The following is a 14,901-nucleotide window of genomic DNA, read 5'->3' on the forward strand; positions in this document are numbered from 1 at the left end:
TCACGCCGCCTTCCTGAACCGCGCGCGATCATGCGGCGCGCCATAGTCGAGCTCTGGTCCGACCGGCACGATGCGCGTCGGATTGATCGTCTGGTGGCTGCCGTAATAGTGCGCCTTGATGTGATGCAGGCTCACCGTGCCCGAGACGCCCGGCACCTGATAGAGATCGCGCAGATAGTTCGACAGGTTGGGATAGTCGGCGATGCGGCGCAGATTGCACTTGAAATGGCCGACATAGACCGGATCGAAACGGACCAGCGTGGTGAACAGCCGCCAGTCGGCCTCGGTGATACGGTTGCCGACGAGGTATCGCTGTTGCGACAGGCGGTCCTCCAGCGTGTCGAGTGCCGAGAACAGATCGTCAAACGCTTCCTCATAAGCCGCCTGCGTGGTGGCGAAGCCGGCGCGATAAACGCCGTTGTTGACGGCGGGATAGACCAGTGCATTGACCCTGTCGATCTCGCCACGCAGTGCCTGCGGATAGAAATCGAGGCTGGCATCGCCCCATGCGTCGAAGGCGGAGTTGAGCATCCGGATGATCTCGGAGGATTCGTTGGAGACGATGGTCTGCTCTTTTTTGTCCCACAGCACCGGCACCGTCACCCGGCCGGAATAGGCGGAATCAGCCCTGGTATAGATCTGATGCAGGAAATCGAGGCCGTAAAGCGTATCGCCGGTGGCGCCGTCCTCGGCCAGGAACGTCCAGCCATCGGCCCCCATGAAGTGATGGACGACCGAGACGGAAATCACGTCCCTGAGCCCTTTCAGCGCGCGAAAGATCAGCGTCCGGTGCGCCCAGGGACAGGCAAGCGAGACATAGAGATGGTAGCGGCCGGGCTCGGCCTTGAAGCCGCGCATGCGGCCCTCGGCCGGCGCGCCATCACGAGTGACCCAATCGCGCCATTGCGACTGTGCCCGCACGAACTTGCCATTGTCCGCGGTGTCGTAACCGCGATCGTGCCACCTGCCTTCGACCAGCAATCCCATGCGAAATCTCCTTGCATCCTCTTCAACCATTTAGGCGCAAGGCGGCGCTGCCGAAGTCGTCATGTGCTGAACAGACCGTCACTTGGGCGAAGCGGCGGACCAAAACGGCCGATTGCAGCGACTGAAAATTGATGCTAGCGGAAAATCCGCATGTTCGACTTTGCTTTGATCCGGATTGACCGACGACGAAAGGGCGCCCGCGCTTGATGTAGCGCTGACTGGCGAACGCTGCCGTTTGCAGCAAACCTTTCCCCGTACCGGAACGCAAAGACCATGAGCCTTGCCGACGTAAGATACCTGCCGGAAACTCCGGCGCATGATCCCGAAATCGAAGCCATAAACGACGAGGCCTTCGGGCCGGGCCGTTTCGTCCTGGCCGCCTACAAGATCCGTGAGGGCGGCCCGCATGAGCGTGCACTGTCCTTCGTCGCCGTCGATGGCGGTACTGTTGTCGCCTCGGTGCGCATGACACGCATCGCTGCCGGTGCCGGTCGTGCGCTGATGCTCGGGCCGCTTGCGGTGCGGCCAGCTTTCAAGAATCTCGGCATCGGCCGCCGGCTGGTGGCGATCGCATTGGAGACCGCCGCCAAGGCAGGCATAGCAGCCATAATGCTTGTCGGGGACGAGCCTTATTACGGCCCGCTCGGCTTCAGGAGAATCCCGCGCGGGCAAATCTCCATGCCGCGTCCGGTCGATCCCGACCGGCTTTTGGCGCATGAGATCATGCCGGGCGCGGTGGCAAGGCTGGCGGGAGAGGTCTGCCACGCCGATCAGGCGAAGATCGGCGAGCCCATCGCCGTGATGGCATGACGACGCGGATGTTGCGTCGTCCTGTCGAGCTTCGTAGCATCTGGCCGACTGGCGCATGACCCCGAAAATCGGAATCGATTTTCGGAAAGGATCATGCGCAAAATCAAAGTGCTACAGCGTCCTTTGCGCGTCCGAAAGGACGCGCGGCGCTGTAGTGCATGTCGCGCAAAAGTGTGAAGCGGTTCTGCGACAACGACATGCATAAAGACAAAACCTAAAGCGCATCCATTGATTCCGTTTCAATGCGAAGCGCTTTAGTTGGAGGACGCCGACATGACCCCAAACGGCCAGATTGCGATCGTCACCGGTGGCGGATCCGGCCTTGGCGAGGCGACAGCGCGCGCACTGGCCGCGAAGGGTGCCAGCGTTGCCATCCTCGACCTCGGTATCGAGCGGGCGGCGAAGGTGGCGGCCGACATCGGCGGCATCGCCATCCAATGCGATGTGAGCAGTGCCGACAGCGGCGCTGCTTCCGTGGCGGAGGTGGCGGGAAAGCTTGGCGAGCCGCGCATCCTGGTCAACTGCGCCGGCATCGCCATCGGCATCAAGACGATCGGCAAGGACGGCCCGCATCCGCTCGACCAGTACCGCAAGGTGATCGAGGTCAATTTGATCGGCACCTTCAACATGATCCGCCTTGTCGCCGACCGGGCCGCCAAACTCGAGCCGTTGCAAGGCGGCGAGCGCGGCGTCATCGTCAACACGGCATCGGTCGCCGCCTATGACGGTCAGATTGGCCAGGCAGCCTATTCCGCTTCCAAGGGTGGTGTCGTCGGCATGACGCTGCCTGTGGCGCGCGACCTTGCCCGGTCAGGCATCCGCGTCTGCACCATCGCGCCCGGAATCTTCAAGACGCCGATGATGGCCGGCATGCCGCAGGAGGTGCAGGATTCGCTGGGCGCCGCGGTACCCTTCCCGTCCCGCCTCGGCGAGCCTTCCGAATATGCGGCACTTGCGCTGCACATCGTCGAAAACCAGATGCTGAACGGCGAGACCATCCGCCTCGACGGCGCCATCCGCATGGCTCCGAAATAGTGCCGCTCTTGTCAAATCAGGCCTTGTCGTCCGATAAGTGGATTATGAAAATCAACTTGTGATGGTAATCACCTTGGACGATCGGAAGAAGGACGTAATCCGCGAGACGGACGCCGAGGCGATCAGGCTGGCCAAGACGCTGATCCGCAGCGCCCGTTTCGGCGCGCTTGCGGTGATCGAGCCCGGAACCGGTTCGCCGCTGGCCAGCAGGGTCGGCGTGGCGACCGATATCGACGGCACGCCGCTGATCCTCGTCTCGACGCTGTCCGCCCATACCGGCGCGATCCTTGCCGATCCGCGCTGTTCTCTGCTGGTGGGTGAACCCGGCAAGGGCGATCCGCTGGCGCACCCGCGAATCACCCTGGTTTGCCGAGCGGCGCGGCTCGAGCGCGGATCCGGCGAGCACACCCGCGCCGAACGGCGCTATCTCAATCGCAATCCCAAGGCGAAGCTTTATGCCGGGCTTGGCGACTTCTCTATCTTCCGCCTCGAACCCGAGCGAGCCAGCCTGAATGGCGGCTTCGGCAAGGCCTTTTTGCTCGACCGCGCCGACCTTGTCACCGCCGCACCGATCGTCGAGGAACTCGCCGCCGCCGAACAATCCGCCCTTGACCACATGAATGCCGACCATAGCGATGCAATTGCCGTCTATGCCAGTCATTTCGCCAAGGCCGCGGGCGACGATTGGGTCGTCACCGGCTTCGATGCCGATGGCATGGATCTGGCGTCGAGCGACGATGTCTGCCGGATCTTCTTCCCCAAGCCATTGCAGGCCGCGCGGGAGTTGCGCCCTGCCCTGATCGACATGGCAAAAACTGGCCGGGCGGCAGGCTGATTCATGTCGCCCAAAAAGTGTGCAGCGATTGCAGGAGAACGGCATGCATAAAAACAAAGGCTTGAAGCGCGTCGCACGATTCCGTTCAAGCGTGACGCGCTTTAGACACAGCCCCACAGTTAATCGCATCGGATCGAAAGCAAGTCTTGAGATTTGAGCGAAATGTTCTACCTTCCCGCTAGCGTTGAATCGCCAGCGCATATCAACGAGTGAGTCTATGGAACCAGACGCTATTGCCCCCATGGCGTTCGGATGAGCAGGAAGGCATGGGGGATCGATGGTCTCGACTAAGCTAATCGCCAACGCCGAATCAGCGGCGACGTTTCTGACGCTGATGGGCAACGAGAAACGGCTGTTGATCATGAGCTATCTCGCCGACGGTGAAATGTCGGTCGGCGCCATTGCCGAGAAGGTTCTGCTTAGCCAGTCCGCCCTGTCGCAGCATCTGGCCAAATTGCGGGCGCTCGATCTCGTCGAGACCCGCCGCGACCGGCAGATGATCTACTATTCCTGCAAATCAGAGGCCGTGCGCGAACTTCTCACCATGCTGGACGGGATTTTCGGCGAGGGCGAGCTGTCGCAGATGGCCTATCGCCTGCGCCGCGCCGGAACTTGACCGGAAAGTCCAATCGTTCCTAATGCATGTAGCCCAAAAACATGCCCTCGGGCTTGACCGAGGATGAAGTGGTTTCGGGCAACGACATGCATAAAATACAAAAACGCAAAGCGCGCCGCGTGAAACGCATGTCACGCGACGCGCTTTACGTCGCTGTTCGTCCGCCGAGGAACGCATGGACCCTATCCGTATCGATGACCCGCTGGACCCGCGCGTCGCTGCTTATCTGGACATACGCGAGCGCGATCTTGCTGGCCGGCAAGGCCGTTTCGTTGCCGAAGGCAAGGTCGTGCTGGACATGCTGCTCTCCACCGGGCGCTTCAAGGCCGAATCGGTGCTGGTGCTCGAAAACCGGCTGGCTGGCCTCGGTGAAATCCTGCGCAAGGCGCCCGTAGACCTGCCGGTCTACGTCGCGGCTGGCGAGATCATGGACAGGATTGCCGGCTTCCACATGCACCGTGGCATATTGGCGATCGGCCGCAAGGCCGGGATACAACCTGCAGAGGCCCTGGTAGGCGCCCTGCCCGCCCGCTCGCTGATCGTCGTGCTGGTCGGCATCGCCAATCACGACAATATGGGCTCCGTCTTTCGCAACGCCGCCGCCTTCGGCGCCGATGCCGTGTTTCTGGACGCGACCTGTTGCGATCCGCTGTACCGCAAGGCGATCCGCGTCTCGGTCGGCGCCGCGCTGAAAGTGCCCTTCGCCTCCTTCCCCGATACTGTCGGCTTCATCGCCGCGCTCGACCGGCAAGGCTTCGACCAGCTTGCTCTGTCGCCGCACGGGCAAACCGAAATCCGTGATGCAAAAAGGGCAGAGCGGCTGGCGCTTTATCTCGGCACCGAGGGCGAAGGCTTGCCCGAAAGCCTGCTTGCCCGCCTGCGAACAGTGCGGATCGACATGGCCGAGGGGTTCGACAGCCTGAATGTCGCCGCGGCGTCAGCCATCGCGTTGCATCATTTTTCCGCAAGCAGGAGCTAGTGCATGTCGCGCAGAAGTGCGCAGCGGTTTTGTGATGACGACATGCATAAAAACAAGAACTTAAAGCGCGTCGCCTGAATCCGTTCAAACGCGATGCGCTTTAAGCCGCGGAAGACGGCCTCCATCGTCCGGGTTTCAATTCGTCAAAGCGGCCTTCTGCAACGCTCGCACGCGGTCGGCGAGGCTGCGTTCGCCGCCTGCCGACTGCTTGGGTGCCGCAAGCACCTTGGCGATCGGCGACTCCGGGCCGTCGAGTTGCGCCGTCAGGGCGACAACTTGCGCCGCCAGATCGCTGATCTGCTCGCGCAATGCCGCACTGGCGTTACGCGCATCGTTCCCACCCTCGGATCTGGGGGATTCGAAGGTGGCAAGGTCAGTCTTCAGCCGCCTGTTCTCGCGGGCCAGCGCCGCCAACCTGGCTTCCAGCCGCTCGCGGTCGGCATCGAGCTTGGCGATCGCCTTTTCGATCTCGTTACCCTTGACGGATGTACCAGCGGGATCGCCTGGCGCGCCGACAAGCCGCACAGGGGACGTGTTGCCCTCGCCCTTCTTTTCGCGAAGCCGCGCGATCTCCTTTTCGCGACGGTCAAGCTTGTCCTCGCGATCGGCAAGCGTAACGAGCAGGCGCTCGACCTTCTTGTCCAGTTCGCCAGTCCTTTTCTTCTCGGTTTTCAACGCGTCTCGCACAGCCTTGCTCTCGGCCACGATCTCTTGGCTGCGCCTGTCCGCTTCCTTGCGCCGGCCACGCAGCAACGAAATGTCGCTGGCCAGCTTCTGTAGCTCGGATTCGCGCGCCACCAATTCGATCTGGCGGTTGCTGGAGGAAAAACTCGCGTCATCATACATGTGCTCGAGCTTTTCCAGCTCAAGCGCGCGCTTTTCCAGCACACGCTCGGTCTGGGCAAGCCGATCCGTCAGAACCTGCAACTGGTTTTCGCGCTGCCGCAGTTCCTCGCTCTTGGCCTCGAGCTCTAAAAGGGCCTGCTTCTTGTCCTTCCGCTCGATTTCCAGCCCTTTCAGGGCCTCGCGGCCGCGGCCGATCTCGACAAGCTGTTCGGCCGATTTCTCGCGCAGCGACTTCACACTCATTTCGAGTCGGCGCGTCGACATGGCGAACTCGGCCCGGACGCGGTCCTTGTCCGCCTGGATCTCGGCCAGCGTCAGCGGCATTGAACCCTCGACGCGTTTGCGCGTCAGCGCCACGGCCCTTCGCCAGATCGCCGGGGCAATCATCAGCGCCAGAAAGCCCGCGCAGAGAAAGCCGAGGACAAAGAACAGGATCGACTGAACCAAGGTGACTATCCGTTATGGATGGCAAACAATCGTAGGCAATTGTGCCACGTTCGCATGACGGAATTCCAGTGCTGCGGCAAGGGTCTGCCGCAGCACTGTTCGGATTGCGAACTCACTCATCTGGCCGAATGGCACGATCACAGACCTGGGGTGTTTTGAGATTCAGGTCAGGCCGGCCTCACCTGAATACCCAACATGCCCTGCTCAGAACGGATTCCAGGTCGCTCGCTGGGTAAGCTTGAGGTAACCGAGATTGACGCCGAGCCGGGCGCCAACGCCGGTACGAATCGGCACCAGCAGCACGTTGTTGTTCTTCATGACGTTGAAGCCGACGCCAGCCACCACATAGGCCGAGCCAGAAACGCCGCCGAAACGATTGTAGAGGCTGTTCACGTCATCGAGGTTATAGACCAGCATCATCACCCGCGAGCCCTCACCGCCGAAATCCCAGCCAAGCGACGGGCCTTGCCAGAACACTTTGTGATCGCCGGCATTTTTGGTGTAGAGCGTACCTTCACCATAGGTCAGGCCGCCGATCAGCGCGCCGGACCCCTCCTCGCCGAGCAGATAGCCATTAGGCAAGCCGTAGGAGGCGAAGATCTTCTCGACGACGGTGGCGAGCCCGCCCGATGTCGCCCCGAAGAATTTGTGACCGGAATCAACGATCTCCTGAGCGGTGTATTCCTGGGCTCGCGAGGCCGAGGGTGAAAGAACGACAAGGCCCACGAGAGCGATCGTCATTGCGAGGACACGGAAAAATATCCGGTCTGGGATGACACGGAAAAAAGTCCGGTCGTAGAATCGGGAAAACATGCTTCCAATCTCCGTCAGGGAGCACTTTCGCCGACGCCTCGCATCCGTGCGGCTCTTTGGCGGCCGTTAAGGATGACTGTTACAGGCAAACTATGCCGTAATTCTTTTTCAACCATTAAGCTTTCACATGAAGATGGCGGTTCGAAGGCTGGTTTCGGCCTGGTTTGGCTCGCCCGCGCATCCACTTGCGTGAACGCACCATTTTCTATCACGACAATTCTGGATTTGTTGATGGACGCACAAGCGCTGTGTATTCAGAAAGCCTTGTGAGAGAACGTGATTCGTGTGGACAGGCGTGATTGTCGATCGCCCGGCCATTGGTTGTGAAATTTGCAGGGACTTTCGCTGATGGCCGAGCTTTTCACCCTTTCCGCACCGGACCTCGCGGCGCTTTTGTGCAGCCGGGTCTGTCACGACATCATTTCGCCGGTGGGCGCCATAAACAACGGGCTCGAACTGCTCGATGAAGGCGGCGCCGACGAAGATGCCATGAAACTGATTCGCCAGAGCGCCAGAAATGCCTCGGCTCGGTTGCAATTCGCCCGCATCGCCTTCGGCGCAGCCGGTTCTGCCGGCATGATGATCGACACCGGGGACGCGGAAGCCGTTGCCATCGCCTTCCTCAAGAACGAGAAGCCGGAACTGGTCTGGAACGGAAGCCGTGCGCTGTTGCCCAAGAACAAGGTCAAGCTGCTGCTCAATCTCATTCTCGTCGCCAACGCCGCCATCCCGCGTGGCGGCAAGCTTGTGGTCACGCTTGAGAGCCTCGAGGCCGAACCGCGCTTTGCTCTGGCCGCGAGCGGTCCGATGCTGCGCGTGCCGCCGAAGTTCCTCGAACTTCATTCTGGCCACAGACCCGAGGAACCGATCGACGCGCATTCGGTGCAACCCTATTACACGCTGCTGCTGGCGCGCGAAGCCAACATGACGATATCGATCCACGCAACCGCAGAAGAAATCGTGCTTTCCGCAGCCTGAAACTTCCTGCACCACCGCGCCTGATCCTCTTCCGAACCTGTGATTGGGATCGTTCGCCAGCGGAAAGCACAGATAAAGAACTTTTTCTAACAATACCTTGTGTCGTTGCGGAAAGATTTTCCGGTCTGAAAAAGCCGAAGTATCGACGAAGAAGAATATGTAATAGCGCCTTTACAAAAATTTTACCCAATGGCTTTTCGGCTTCTTTACCGGATTGGCCGATGGTGCCTCTCAGCCCCGCGACGCTGCCGGCAAAGAAGGCCCGGAAATGAAACGCTGCATGTTCATCGACAATTCGAGCGTCATCAGGAAGGTTGCAAAGCGCATCCTGGGTGGTCCCGACATGCTGGTCATCGAAGCCGCCAGCGGGTTTGACGCAGTCGAGATGTGTGCCGCCGATATGCCAGATATCATCATCGTCGACAGCGCCTTGCCGGATATGCAGGCGGTGGATGTCATTCGCCGAGTGCGCGCCATGGCAAGCCCGGTACGGCCGCAGATCCTGATTTCGCTGGTCGAGGTCGAGGTCGCATCGATCATGAAGGCAAAGCGCGCCGGCGCTCAAGGCTATCTGCTGAAGCCGTTCAATCGACCGCAGCTGCTCGAATGCTTCCGCAACTTGAAAATCGCGGCCTGATACAGGCTCACTAATGACTATTCAAAAGAAAAACCCGGCTGAAGCCGGGTTTTGTGGGAAACCAATCGAAAGAGCGCCTCAGGCGCTGACGCGGATATCCTCCGGTTCGCGCAGCACATAGCCGCGGCCCCAAACCGTCTCGATGTAATTCTGGCCGCCGGAGGCGGCGTCGAGCTTCTTGCGCAGCTTGCAGATGAAGACGTCGATGATCTTCAGTTCCGGTTCGTCCATACCGCCGTAAAGGTGGTTGAGGAACATCTCCTTCGTCAGCGTCGTGCCCTTGCGCAGCGAGAGCAGCTCCAGCATCTGGTATTCCTTGCCGGTCAGATGCACGCGCTGGCCGCCGACCTCGACGGTCTTGGCGTCAAGATTGACCACCAGGTCGCCGGTGGTGATGACCGACTGGGCATGGCCCTTGGAACGCCGCACGATGGCGTGAATGCGGGCAACCAGCTCATCCTTGTGGAACGGCTTGGTCATGTAGTCGTCGGCGCCGAAGCCGAGACCGCGCACCTTGTCCTCGATGCCGGCCATGCCGGAGAGGATCAGGATTGGCGTCTTCACCTTAGAAAGACGAAGTGTTCTCAAGACTTCATATCCCGACATATCGGGAAGATTGAGGTCGAGAAGGATGATGTCGTAGTCGTAGAGCTTGCCTAGATCGACACCTTCTTCGCCGAGGTCGGTCGTGTAGACATTGAAACTTTCCGATTTCAGCATCAGCTCGATGCTTTGTGCGGTTGCACTGTCATCTTCTATCAGCAGAACACGCATTTCATTCCCCTTTTCTGCTGCCGGACCATTTCACGACCCGTCCAGGACCGGAGCAGTGATTGCCTAGAGCAGAGGCTGCCATCGAATGGTTAACAAAACCTAATTCCGTACTGATGACGGTATCAGATTTTTTAACCCCTTTCTACACCTTGTTGAATCTAATGATGAATCACAGAACCAAACCGCTAATGCAACACATTAATAAGCCAGACTAAGTGACTCTTCGGACTCGCTGGTCACGCTTCCCAGCCGAGGACCGGAATTTTTACCCGGCCTTAAGTCCTGAGCCGTATGATTAACAATGCCCGTAAACGAATGGTTACCGCCGGCAAAAAACTTTAGGGGTTTGTTTCCCATAGTTCCGGGAAAGCCGGTGGAAACGGGTGAAGCCTCGGCTTGCCGGAGCGGATTGGACGATATGTGCAGGTGTGCGTTTCCAGGAGTACCGAATCATGAAGTCACGTGAAAACCTCGTTCGACTGAAGCAGTTTCAGGTGAACGAGAAGCGGCGGCAGCTGCTGCAACTCGACATGATGATCGCCGAATTCGAACGCATGGCTGTCGAGCTGGAACTTCAGATCACCGCCGAGGAAAAGAAGGCTGGCATCACCGACATCAACCATTTTGCCTATCCGACCTTCGCCAGGGCGGCGCGCTTGCGTCGCGACAATCTCAGAAACTCACAAAGCGATCTCGCCCAGCAGCGAAGCATTGCCGAATCACTGCTTGGCGAAGCCGAAGCTGAGCTCTCCAAGGCGGAAATGCTCGAATCGCGCGATACCAAGATCCGTGACGCCGAGACCGGCCCCCGCAGCGCCATGATCGGCTGAAAACAGGGCTCCAGGCCCAATCGGTACGCGGCGATAGGGGCGTCGACCATGGAACGCTGCCAGTCGCCAGGCAGGCGCCAGTTTCAAGCCACCAAATCCCCTTCCTGTCCCGCGGCCGCCCGCGCACGGGCATCCTTGATGTCAGGGGCATGTTGCTCCGACCAGGTCCTTATCTGACTGAGCAGCCCCGCCAGATTCTGGCCGAGTTCGGTCAGTTCATATTCGACCCGCGGCGGTATGACTGGAAAGATCTCGCGCCGCACCAGGCCGTCGCGTTCGAGAACGCGCAGCGTCTGCGTCAGCATTTTCGGCGTGATGCCTTCGAGCTTGCGCGCCAGTTCGCCGTTGCGTAGCCGTCCGCGACGCAAGGCGCAAACCACCAGATAGACCCATTTGCTGGCGAGCATTTCGAGCACGGTGTGCGACGGGCACGTCCGGCGGAACGCGTCATAGCCAAAAGGGGATTTATCTTCGCTATCCATTAGATACATATATATCAAACGGGTACATACTAGACAAGGTATTATTACTATCCAAATGATAGTGGAACACCAACCAGCAGGAGATTCCCATGCGTGCCATTGTCCAGAATTCCGTCGGCGGACCTGACGTCCTCGTCATCGCAGATCGACCCGACCCGATACTCGCATCAAGGCAGCGGGCATCAACCCGGTCGATGGCTCTGTGCGCAGCGGCCGTTATTCACTGCTCGGCGCGCCACCCTTCATCCTGGGCTGGGTTATTTCTGGAACCGTCGAGGCACTAGGTTCAGGGGTGACCGGCCTGAAGCTTGGCGACGCCGCGTTCGGCATGCCGCGCTTTCCCAAGCAGACAGCGGCCTATGCCGAACTGGCCGCCGTACCGGCGGGCGAGATTGCAAAGAAGCCGGAGAGTATCGACCATGTTCACGCAGCGGCGCTGCCGTTGGCCGGCCTGACGGCCTGGCAGGGCCTTGTCCGCCATGGCGGGCTCAAACAGGGCCAGCGCGTTCTGATCCATGCTGCGGCCGGCGGCGTCGGGCATCTGGCGCTGCAGATCGCCAAGGCGCGCGGCGCTTATGTCATCGCCACCGCCAGCCCGGGAAAACTCGATTTCGTCCGCTCGCTCGGCGCCGATGAGGTTGTCGACTACACCAAGGGCGATTTCGCCGACAGCATCATCAACATCGATCTCGTCCTAGAAACGGTCGGGGGCGACCATGCCCAGCGCTCGCTGAAGGTGCTCAAACCCGGCGGCGTGCTGGTGTCGCTGCTCAATGTCGGCGATGCTGCCAAGGAGGAGGCCAAGACACGAGGCATCCGGGTCGAACGCATGTCTGTCGTGCCTGACCGCGACGGCCTTGTCGAGCTTGCCAAACTGGTCGATGCGAAAAAGCTCGCCGTTCACGTGGCAAAAGCCTTTCCGCTCGAAGAGGCTGGCGCCGCGCATGCCTTTCTCGCCACCAGGCCGATCGGCAAAGTGGTGCTTGCGGCCTGATACAGGAGAATCGTTCCGGCAAAACAAAAAAGGCGCGGATTACCGCGCCTTTCATCGTCCTGGAATCAGTTTAATGACGGTATTGCTGGATACGCGTCGTGCGCAGTCCGGCAAGGCCATACTCATCGATCGATGCCTGCCAGGAGAGGAATTCCTCGGTTGTCAGCTTGTAGCGCTGGCAGGCTTCTTCAAGGCTCAAAAGCCCGCCGCGCACCGCAGCCACCACTTCCGCCTTGCGCCGGATAACCCAGCGACGTGTGTTCGTCGGCGGCAGATCGGCGATCGTAAGAGGGCTGCCGTCAGGCCCGATAACATATTTGACTCGTGGTCTAACTAGATCGGTCATCGTACTCTCTACTAAAAACTCAAAGACCCAATCCCCATCACATTACCGCCACAGCTTTAAAAATTGCCTAAGCGAACCCTAATAGCTAGGTAAGGATCATGAACGCCGCGTTAGTGTTTTCGTCGGCATTTGAGATATCCGCCGGCAAGTGCGGAATTTGCTCGCAAAAATCGACGCCGCCGCAAAGCTGGCGCACCCGAGGTGCTTGACCTATATTCCGGCCATTGGCATTCAAGCGCCGTCAATTGGGCGCCGCGCAGAACGAAAGAACCATGAACAGCCTCGACCTTCCCGAAAGCCCGCAAAACACTCGTGTCGTCGTCGCCATGTCGGGCGGCGTCGATTCGTCCGTTGTCGCCGGTCTTTTGAAGCACGAAGGCTATGATGTCGTCGGCGTTACGCTGCAGCTCTACGACCATGGCGCGGCAACGCACAGGGCTGGCTCATGCTGCGCCGGTCAGGATATCGACGATGCCCGCCGCGTTTCCGAGACGCTCGGCATCCCGCATTATGTGCTCAACTACGAGGAGCGCTTTCGCAAGGCGGTGATCGACCCGTTCGCCGAGAGCTATGTGGCCGGCGAAACGCCGATCCCTTGCGTGTCCTGCAACCAGACGGTGAAGTTCGCCGATCTTCTGGCGACCGCGCAGGAGCTCGGCGCCGACGCGCTGGCCACCGGCCACTATATCCGTTCCGGTGCCAACGGCGCCCATCGCGCTCTTTACCGGCCGGTCGACGCCGATCGCGACCAGAGCTATTTCCTGTTCGCCACCACGCAGCCGCAGATAGACTATCTGCGCTTTCCGCTCGGCGGCCTGTCGAAGCCGCAGGTTCGCGCCATTGCCGAGGAAATGGGGCTTAACGTCGCCGCCAAGCACGATAGCCAGGACATCTGCTTCGTGCCGCAGGGCAAATATTCCGACATCATTGCCAAGCTGAAGCCGGCCGCCGCCAATCCAGGCGACATCGTCCACATCGACGGCCGCGTGCTCGGCCGCCATGAAGGCATTTTGCGCTATACGATCGGCCAGCGCCGCGGCATCGGCATTGCTTCGGGCGAGCCGCTCTACGTTGTCCATCTCGATGCCGACCGCGCCCGCGTCGTCGTCGGTCCGCGCGAAGCGCTGGAGACGCACAAGATCTATCTGCGCAACATGAACTGGCTGGGCGATGGGCACCTCGCCGACATTCCGGCGACCGGGCTGGAGCTCTTTGCCAAGGTCCGCTCGACACGCCCGCCGCGCCCGGCCGTGCTGCATCACCGCGCCGGCGTCACTTCGGTGGAATTGGTCGACGGCGAGTCCGGCATCGCGCCGGGCCAGGCGTGCGTGCTCTATTCCGACGACGGCAACGAGGCCCGCGTGTTCGGCGGCGGTTTCATCGAGCGTTCCGAGCGCGGCGCCGAGGCCGAGGCAATGCTGAACCGGCTTGCGGCTCGGCCAGCGCAGGTTCCCGCCGAGTAGGGCGGCGACAGCACTTTTCTCTCAGGAAGGCGATCCGCTATGGGCGACCGTGCCGGCAGTCAGGATGCGCAGCACCCTGATGGCTTCCTCGCCGCTGGTGCGGGGCTCTGCCCGCGTCTCGATGCACTGGATGAAATGCTCTAGCTCACGCGTCAGCGGCATGCCCTCGCCGACCGCCACATAGGATGGCTCGTTGGCGGTGAAGGCCCATTGGCCGCTGTCCTGCCACACCGCGTGGCGGTAGACGGCGAGCTTGCGCTCCCATGGCTCGACATCGTCGAACACTGCCATCGCCTTGGTGCCGACCACGGTCAGCCGCCGCTCGCGGTAAGGATTGAGCCGCGAGGCGAAGAGATGGCTGCGCAGGCCGTTGGGAAAGCGCATATGCAGATGCGCGAAGTCACTGAGCTTGTCGAGCAGTGCGGCGCCCTCGCCGCGCACTTCGACCGGCTCCGAGCCGGTGATGGCCAGGATCATCGACAGGTCGTGCGGCGCGAGATCCCAGAGCGCGTCGTTTTCGGTATGGAACTTGCCGAGCCCGAGCCGATGCGAGTGGATGTAGCGCACCTCGCCGAGCTCGCCATTGTCGATCAGCGCCTTCAGCGTCTCGAAAGCGGGATGAAAGCGCAGCACATGGCCAACCATGAAGACGCGGCCATTGTCGGCCGCCGCCTTCACCGAGCGCTCCGCATCGGCCACCGTCAGGGCGATCGGTTTTTCCACTAGCACGTCCTTGCCGCCCTTGACGGCGCGCACTGCCATGTCGGCGTGGAATTGCGGCGGCAGCGCCATGACGATGGCATCGACGTCTTTGCGGGTAAACAGCGCCTCGGGCTCGATTGCCAGGCAATCCTGCTCGCTGGCGAACCCTTCGGCACGGGCAGGGTTGGCGTCCGAAACAGCGTGCAGCGCGCCGAGCGCCTTGAGGGTGCGGATGTGGTTGCTGCCCCAGTATCCGCAACCGAGGACTGCAATGCGCGGTTTCATCAATTTCAGACCATGACTTTCGTGGCCGAGACATAGCGACGT

At 60.7% G+C, this 14,901-nt stretch carries 17 protein-coding genes; 10 read left to right on the top strand and 7 right to left on the bottom strand.

The window, feature by feature from the left end; all coding sequences use genetic code 11:
- Positions 1–987, bottom strand: coding sequence for a glutathione S-transferase family protein (locus tag OHD62_RS10710; RefSeq protein ID WP_263782609.1), 987 nt, complete (start codon positions 985–987; stop codon positions 1–3).
- A 273-nt stretch (positions 988–1,260) separates the two neighbouring features.
- Between OHD62_RS10710 and OHD62_RS10715 the strand changes: the two genes are divergently transcribed.
- From OHD62_RS10715 to OHD62_RS10735, 5 genes are all read left to right on the top strand, one after another.
- Complete coding sequence (locus tag OHD62_RS10715; protein ID WP_263782610.1) at positions 1,261–1,797, top strand: GNAT family N-acetyltransferase; 537 nt, start codon at positions 1,261–1,263, stop codon at positions 1,795–1,797.
- A 273-nt stretch (positions 1,798–2,070) separates the two neighbouring features.
- Positions 2,071–2,832: a 3-hydroxyacyl-CoA dehydrogenase gene (locus tag OHD62_RS10720; protein WP_263782612.1), complete on the top strand. Its 762-nt coding sequence runs from the start codon at positions 2,071–2,073 to the stop codon at positions 2,830–2,832.
- A 61-nt stretch (positions 2,833–2,893) separates the two neighbouring features.
- Positions 2,894–3,667: a HugZ family protein gene (locus OHD62_RS10725; RefSeq protein WP_263782615.1), complete on the top strand. Its 774-nt coding sequence runs from the start codon at positions 2,894–2,896 to the stop codon at positions 3,665–3,667.
- 277 nt (positions 3,668–3,944) lie between these two features.
- Positions 3,945–4,283 carry an ArsR/SmtB family transcription factor gene (locus tag OHD62_RS10730; RefSeq protein ID WP_263782617.1) on the top strand — a complete coding sequence of 113 codons (339 nt, stop codon included), beginning with the start codon at positions 3,945–3,947 and terminating at the stop codon, positions 4,281–4,283.
- Between the two features lie 175 nt (positions 4,284–4,458).
- Positions 4,459–5,262, top strand: a complete 804-nt coding sequence (locus tag OHD62_RS10735; protein ID WP_263782619.1) for a TrmH family RNA methyltransferase — start codon at positions 4,459–4,461, stop codon at positions 5,260–5,262.
- A gap of 135 nt (positions 5,263–5,397) precedes the next feature.
- On the opposite strand, the gene OHD62_RS10740 is transcribed toward OHD62_RS10735, so the two are convergent.
- Positions 5,398–6,555 carry a hypothetical protein gene (locus OHD62_RS10740; RefSeq protein WP_263782620.1) on the bottom strand — a complete coding sequence of 386 codons (1,158 nt, stop codon included), beginning with the start codon at positions 6,553–6,555 and terminating at the stop codon, positions 5,398–5,400.
- A 204-nt stretch (positions 6,556–6,759) separates the two neighbouring features.
- Positions 6,760–7,368, bottom strand: a complete 609-nt coding sequence (locus OHD62_RS10745) for a DUF1134 domain-containing protein (protein WP_412177365.1) — start codon at positions 7,366–7,368, stop codon at positions 6,760–6,762.
- 348 nt (positions 7,369–7,716) lie between these two features.
- Here OHD62_RS10745 and chpT point away from each other — a divergent pair, with 348 nt between their 5' ends.
- Positions 7,717–8,346, top strand: a complete 630-nt coding sequence (gene chpT / locus OHD62_RS10750) for a histidine phosphotransferase ChpT (protein ID WP_263782623.1) — start codon at positions 7,717–7,719, stop codon at positions 8,344–8,346.
- 268 nt (positions 8,347–8,614) lie between these two features.
- A complete protein-coding gene (locus OHD62_RS10755; protein ID WP_263782624.1) occupies positions 8,615–8,983 on the top strand; it encodes a response regulator in 369 nt (122 codons plus the stop codon).
- 78 nt (positions 8,984–9,061) lie between these two features.
- On the opposite strand, the gene ctrA is transcribed toward OHD62_RS10755, so the two are convergent.
- A complete protein-coding gene (gene ctrA / locus OHD62_RS10760; protein ID WP_006203583.1) occupies positions 9,062–9,757 on the bottom strand; it encodes a response regulator transcription factor CtrA in 696 nt (231 codons plus the stop codon).
- 452 nt (positions 9,758–10,209) lie between these two features.
- Here ctrA and OHD62_RS10765 point away from each other — a divergent pair, with 452 nt between their 5' ends.
- The gene (locus OHD62_RS10765) at positions 10,210–10,587 is read left to right on the top strand and encodes a flagellar export protein FliJ (RefSeq protein ID WP_263782674.1); all 378 of its coding nucleotides are present in this window, start codon (positions 10,210–10,212) and stop codon (positions 10,585–10,587) included.
- Positions 10,588–10,670: 83 nt separating this feature from the next.
- Here OHD62_RS10765 and OHD62_RS10770 read toward each other — a convergent pair whose 3' ends face one another.
- Positions 10,671–11,069 carry a winged helix-turn-helix transcriptional regulator gene (locus OHD62_RS10770; RefSeq protein ID WP_263782675.1) on the bottom strand — a complete coding sequence of 133 codons (399 nt, stop codon included), beginning with the start codon at positions 11,067–11,069 and terminating at the stop codon, positions 10,671–10,673.
- Between the two features lie 202 nt (positions 11,070–11,271).
- On the opposite strand from OHD62_RS10770, the gene OHD62_RS10775 reads away from it, so the two are divergent.
- On the top strand, positions 11,272–12,063 hold the full coding sequence (locus tag OHD62_RS10775) for an NADP-dependent oxidoreductase (RefSeq protein ID WP_263782676.1): 792 nt from the start codon (positions 11,272–11,274) through the stop codon (positions 12,061–12,063).
- Between the two features lie 70 nt (positions 12,064–12,133).
- On the opposite strand, the gene OHD62_RS10780 is transcribed toward OHD62_RS10775, so the two are convergent.
- Complete coding sequence (locus OHD62_RS10780) at positions 12,134–12,409, bottom strand: DUF1153 domain-containing protein (RefSeq protein ID WP_006203587.1); 276 nt, start codon at positions 12,407–12,409, stop codon at positions 12,134–12,136.
- A gap of 272 nt (positions 12,410–12,681) precedes the next feature.
- On the opposite strand from OHD62_RS10780, the gene mnmA reads away from it, so the two are divergent.
- The gene (gene mnmA / locus OHD62_RS10785) at positions 12,682–13,872 is read left to right on the top strand and encodes a tRNA 2-thiouridine(34) synthase MnmA (RefSeq protein WP_263782677.1); all 1,191 of its coding nucleotides are present in this window, start codon (positions 12,682–12,684) and stop codon (positions 13,870–13,872) included.
- 21 nt (positions 13,873–13,893) lie between these two features.
- Here mnmA and OHD62_RS10790 read toward each other — a convergent pair whose 3' ends face one another.
- On the bottom strand, positions 13,894–14,859 hold the full coding sequence (locus tag OHD62_RS10790; RefSeq protein ID WP_263782678.1) for a Gfo/Idh/MocA family protein: 966 nt from the start codon (positions 14,857–14,859) through the stop codon (positions 13,894–13,896).
- Positions 14,860–14,901 lie beyond the last annotated feature (42 nt).

Source organism: Mesorhizobium sp. YC-39, from assembly GCF_025753795.1.
In the GTDB taxonomy this organism is placed as follows: domain Bacteria; phylum Pseudomonadota; class Alphaproteobacteria; order Rhizobiales; family Rhizobiaceae; genus Mesorhizobium.

Excerpts from the sequence above, each read along its gene's own strand:
- OHD62_RS10770 (WP_263782675.1), bottom strand. The coding sequence starts at position 11,069 with ATGGATAGCGAAGATAAATCCCCTTTTGGCTATGACGCGTTCCGCCGG.
- OHD62_RS10780 (WP_006203587.1), bottom strand. The coding sequence starts at position 12,409 with ATGACCGATCTAGTTAGACCACGAGTCAAATATGTTATCGGGCCTGAC.
- OHD62_RS10710 (WP_263782609.1), bottom strand. The coding sequence starts at position 987 with ATGGGATTGCTGGTCGAAGGCAGGTGGCACGATCGCGGTTACGACACC.
- OHD62_RS10755 (WP_263782624.1), top strand. The coding sequence starts at position 8,615 with ATGAAACGCTGCATGTTCATCGACAATTCGAGCGTCATCAGGAAGGTT.
- OHD62_RS10730 (WP_263782617.1), top strand. The coding sequence starts at position 3,945 with ATGGTCTCGACTAAGCTAATCGCCAACGCCGAATCAGCGGCGACGTTT.
- ctrA (WP_006203583.1), bottom strand. The coding sequence starts at position 9,757 with ATGCGTGTTCTGCTGATAGAAGATGACAGTGCAACCGCACAAAGCATC.
- OHD62_RS10725 (WP_263782615.1), top strand. The coding sequence starts at position 2,894 with ATGGTAATCACCTTGGACGATCGGAAGAAGGACGTAATCCGCGAGACG.
- OHD62_RS10745 (WP_412177365.1), bottom strand. The coding sequence starts at position 7,368 with ATGTTTTCCCGATTCTACGACCGGACTTTTTTCCGTGTCATCCCAGAC.
- OHD62_RS10790 (WP_263782678.1), bottom strand. The coding sequence starts at position 14,859 with ATGAAACCGCGCATTGCAGTCCTCGGTTGCGGATACTGGGGCAGCAAC.
- chpT (WP_263782623.1), top strand. The coding sequence starts at position 7,717 with ATGGCCGAGCTTTTCACCCTTTCCGCACCGGACCTCGCGGCGCTTTTG.
- mnmA (WP_263782677.1), top strand. The coding sequence starts at position 12,682 with ATGAACAGCCTCGACCTTCCCGAAAGCCCGCAAAACACTCGTGTCGTC.
- OHD62_RS10715 (WP_263782610.1), top strand. The coding sequence starts at position 1,261 with ATGAGCCTTGCCGACGTAAGATACCTGCCGGAAACTCCGGCGCATGAT.
- OHD62_RS10765 (WP_263782674.1), top strand. The coding sequence starts at position 10,210 with ATGAAGTCACGTGAAAACCTCGTTCGACTGAAGCAGTTTCAGGTGAAC.
- OHD62_RS10735 (WP_263782619.1), top strand. The coding sequence starts at position 4,459 with ATGGACCCTATCCGTATCGATGACCCGCTGGACCCGCGCGTCGCTGCT.
- OHD62_RS10720 (WP_263782612.1), top strand. The coding sequence starts at position 2,071 with ATGACCCCAAACGGCCAGATTGCGATCGTCACCGGTGGCGGATCCGGC.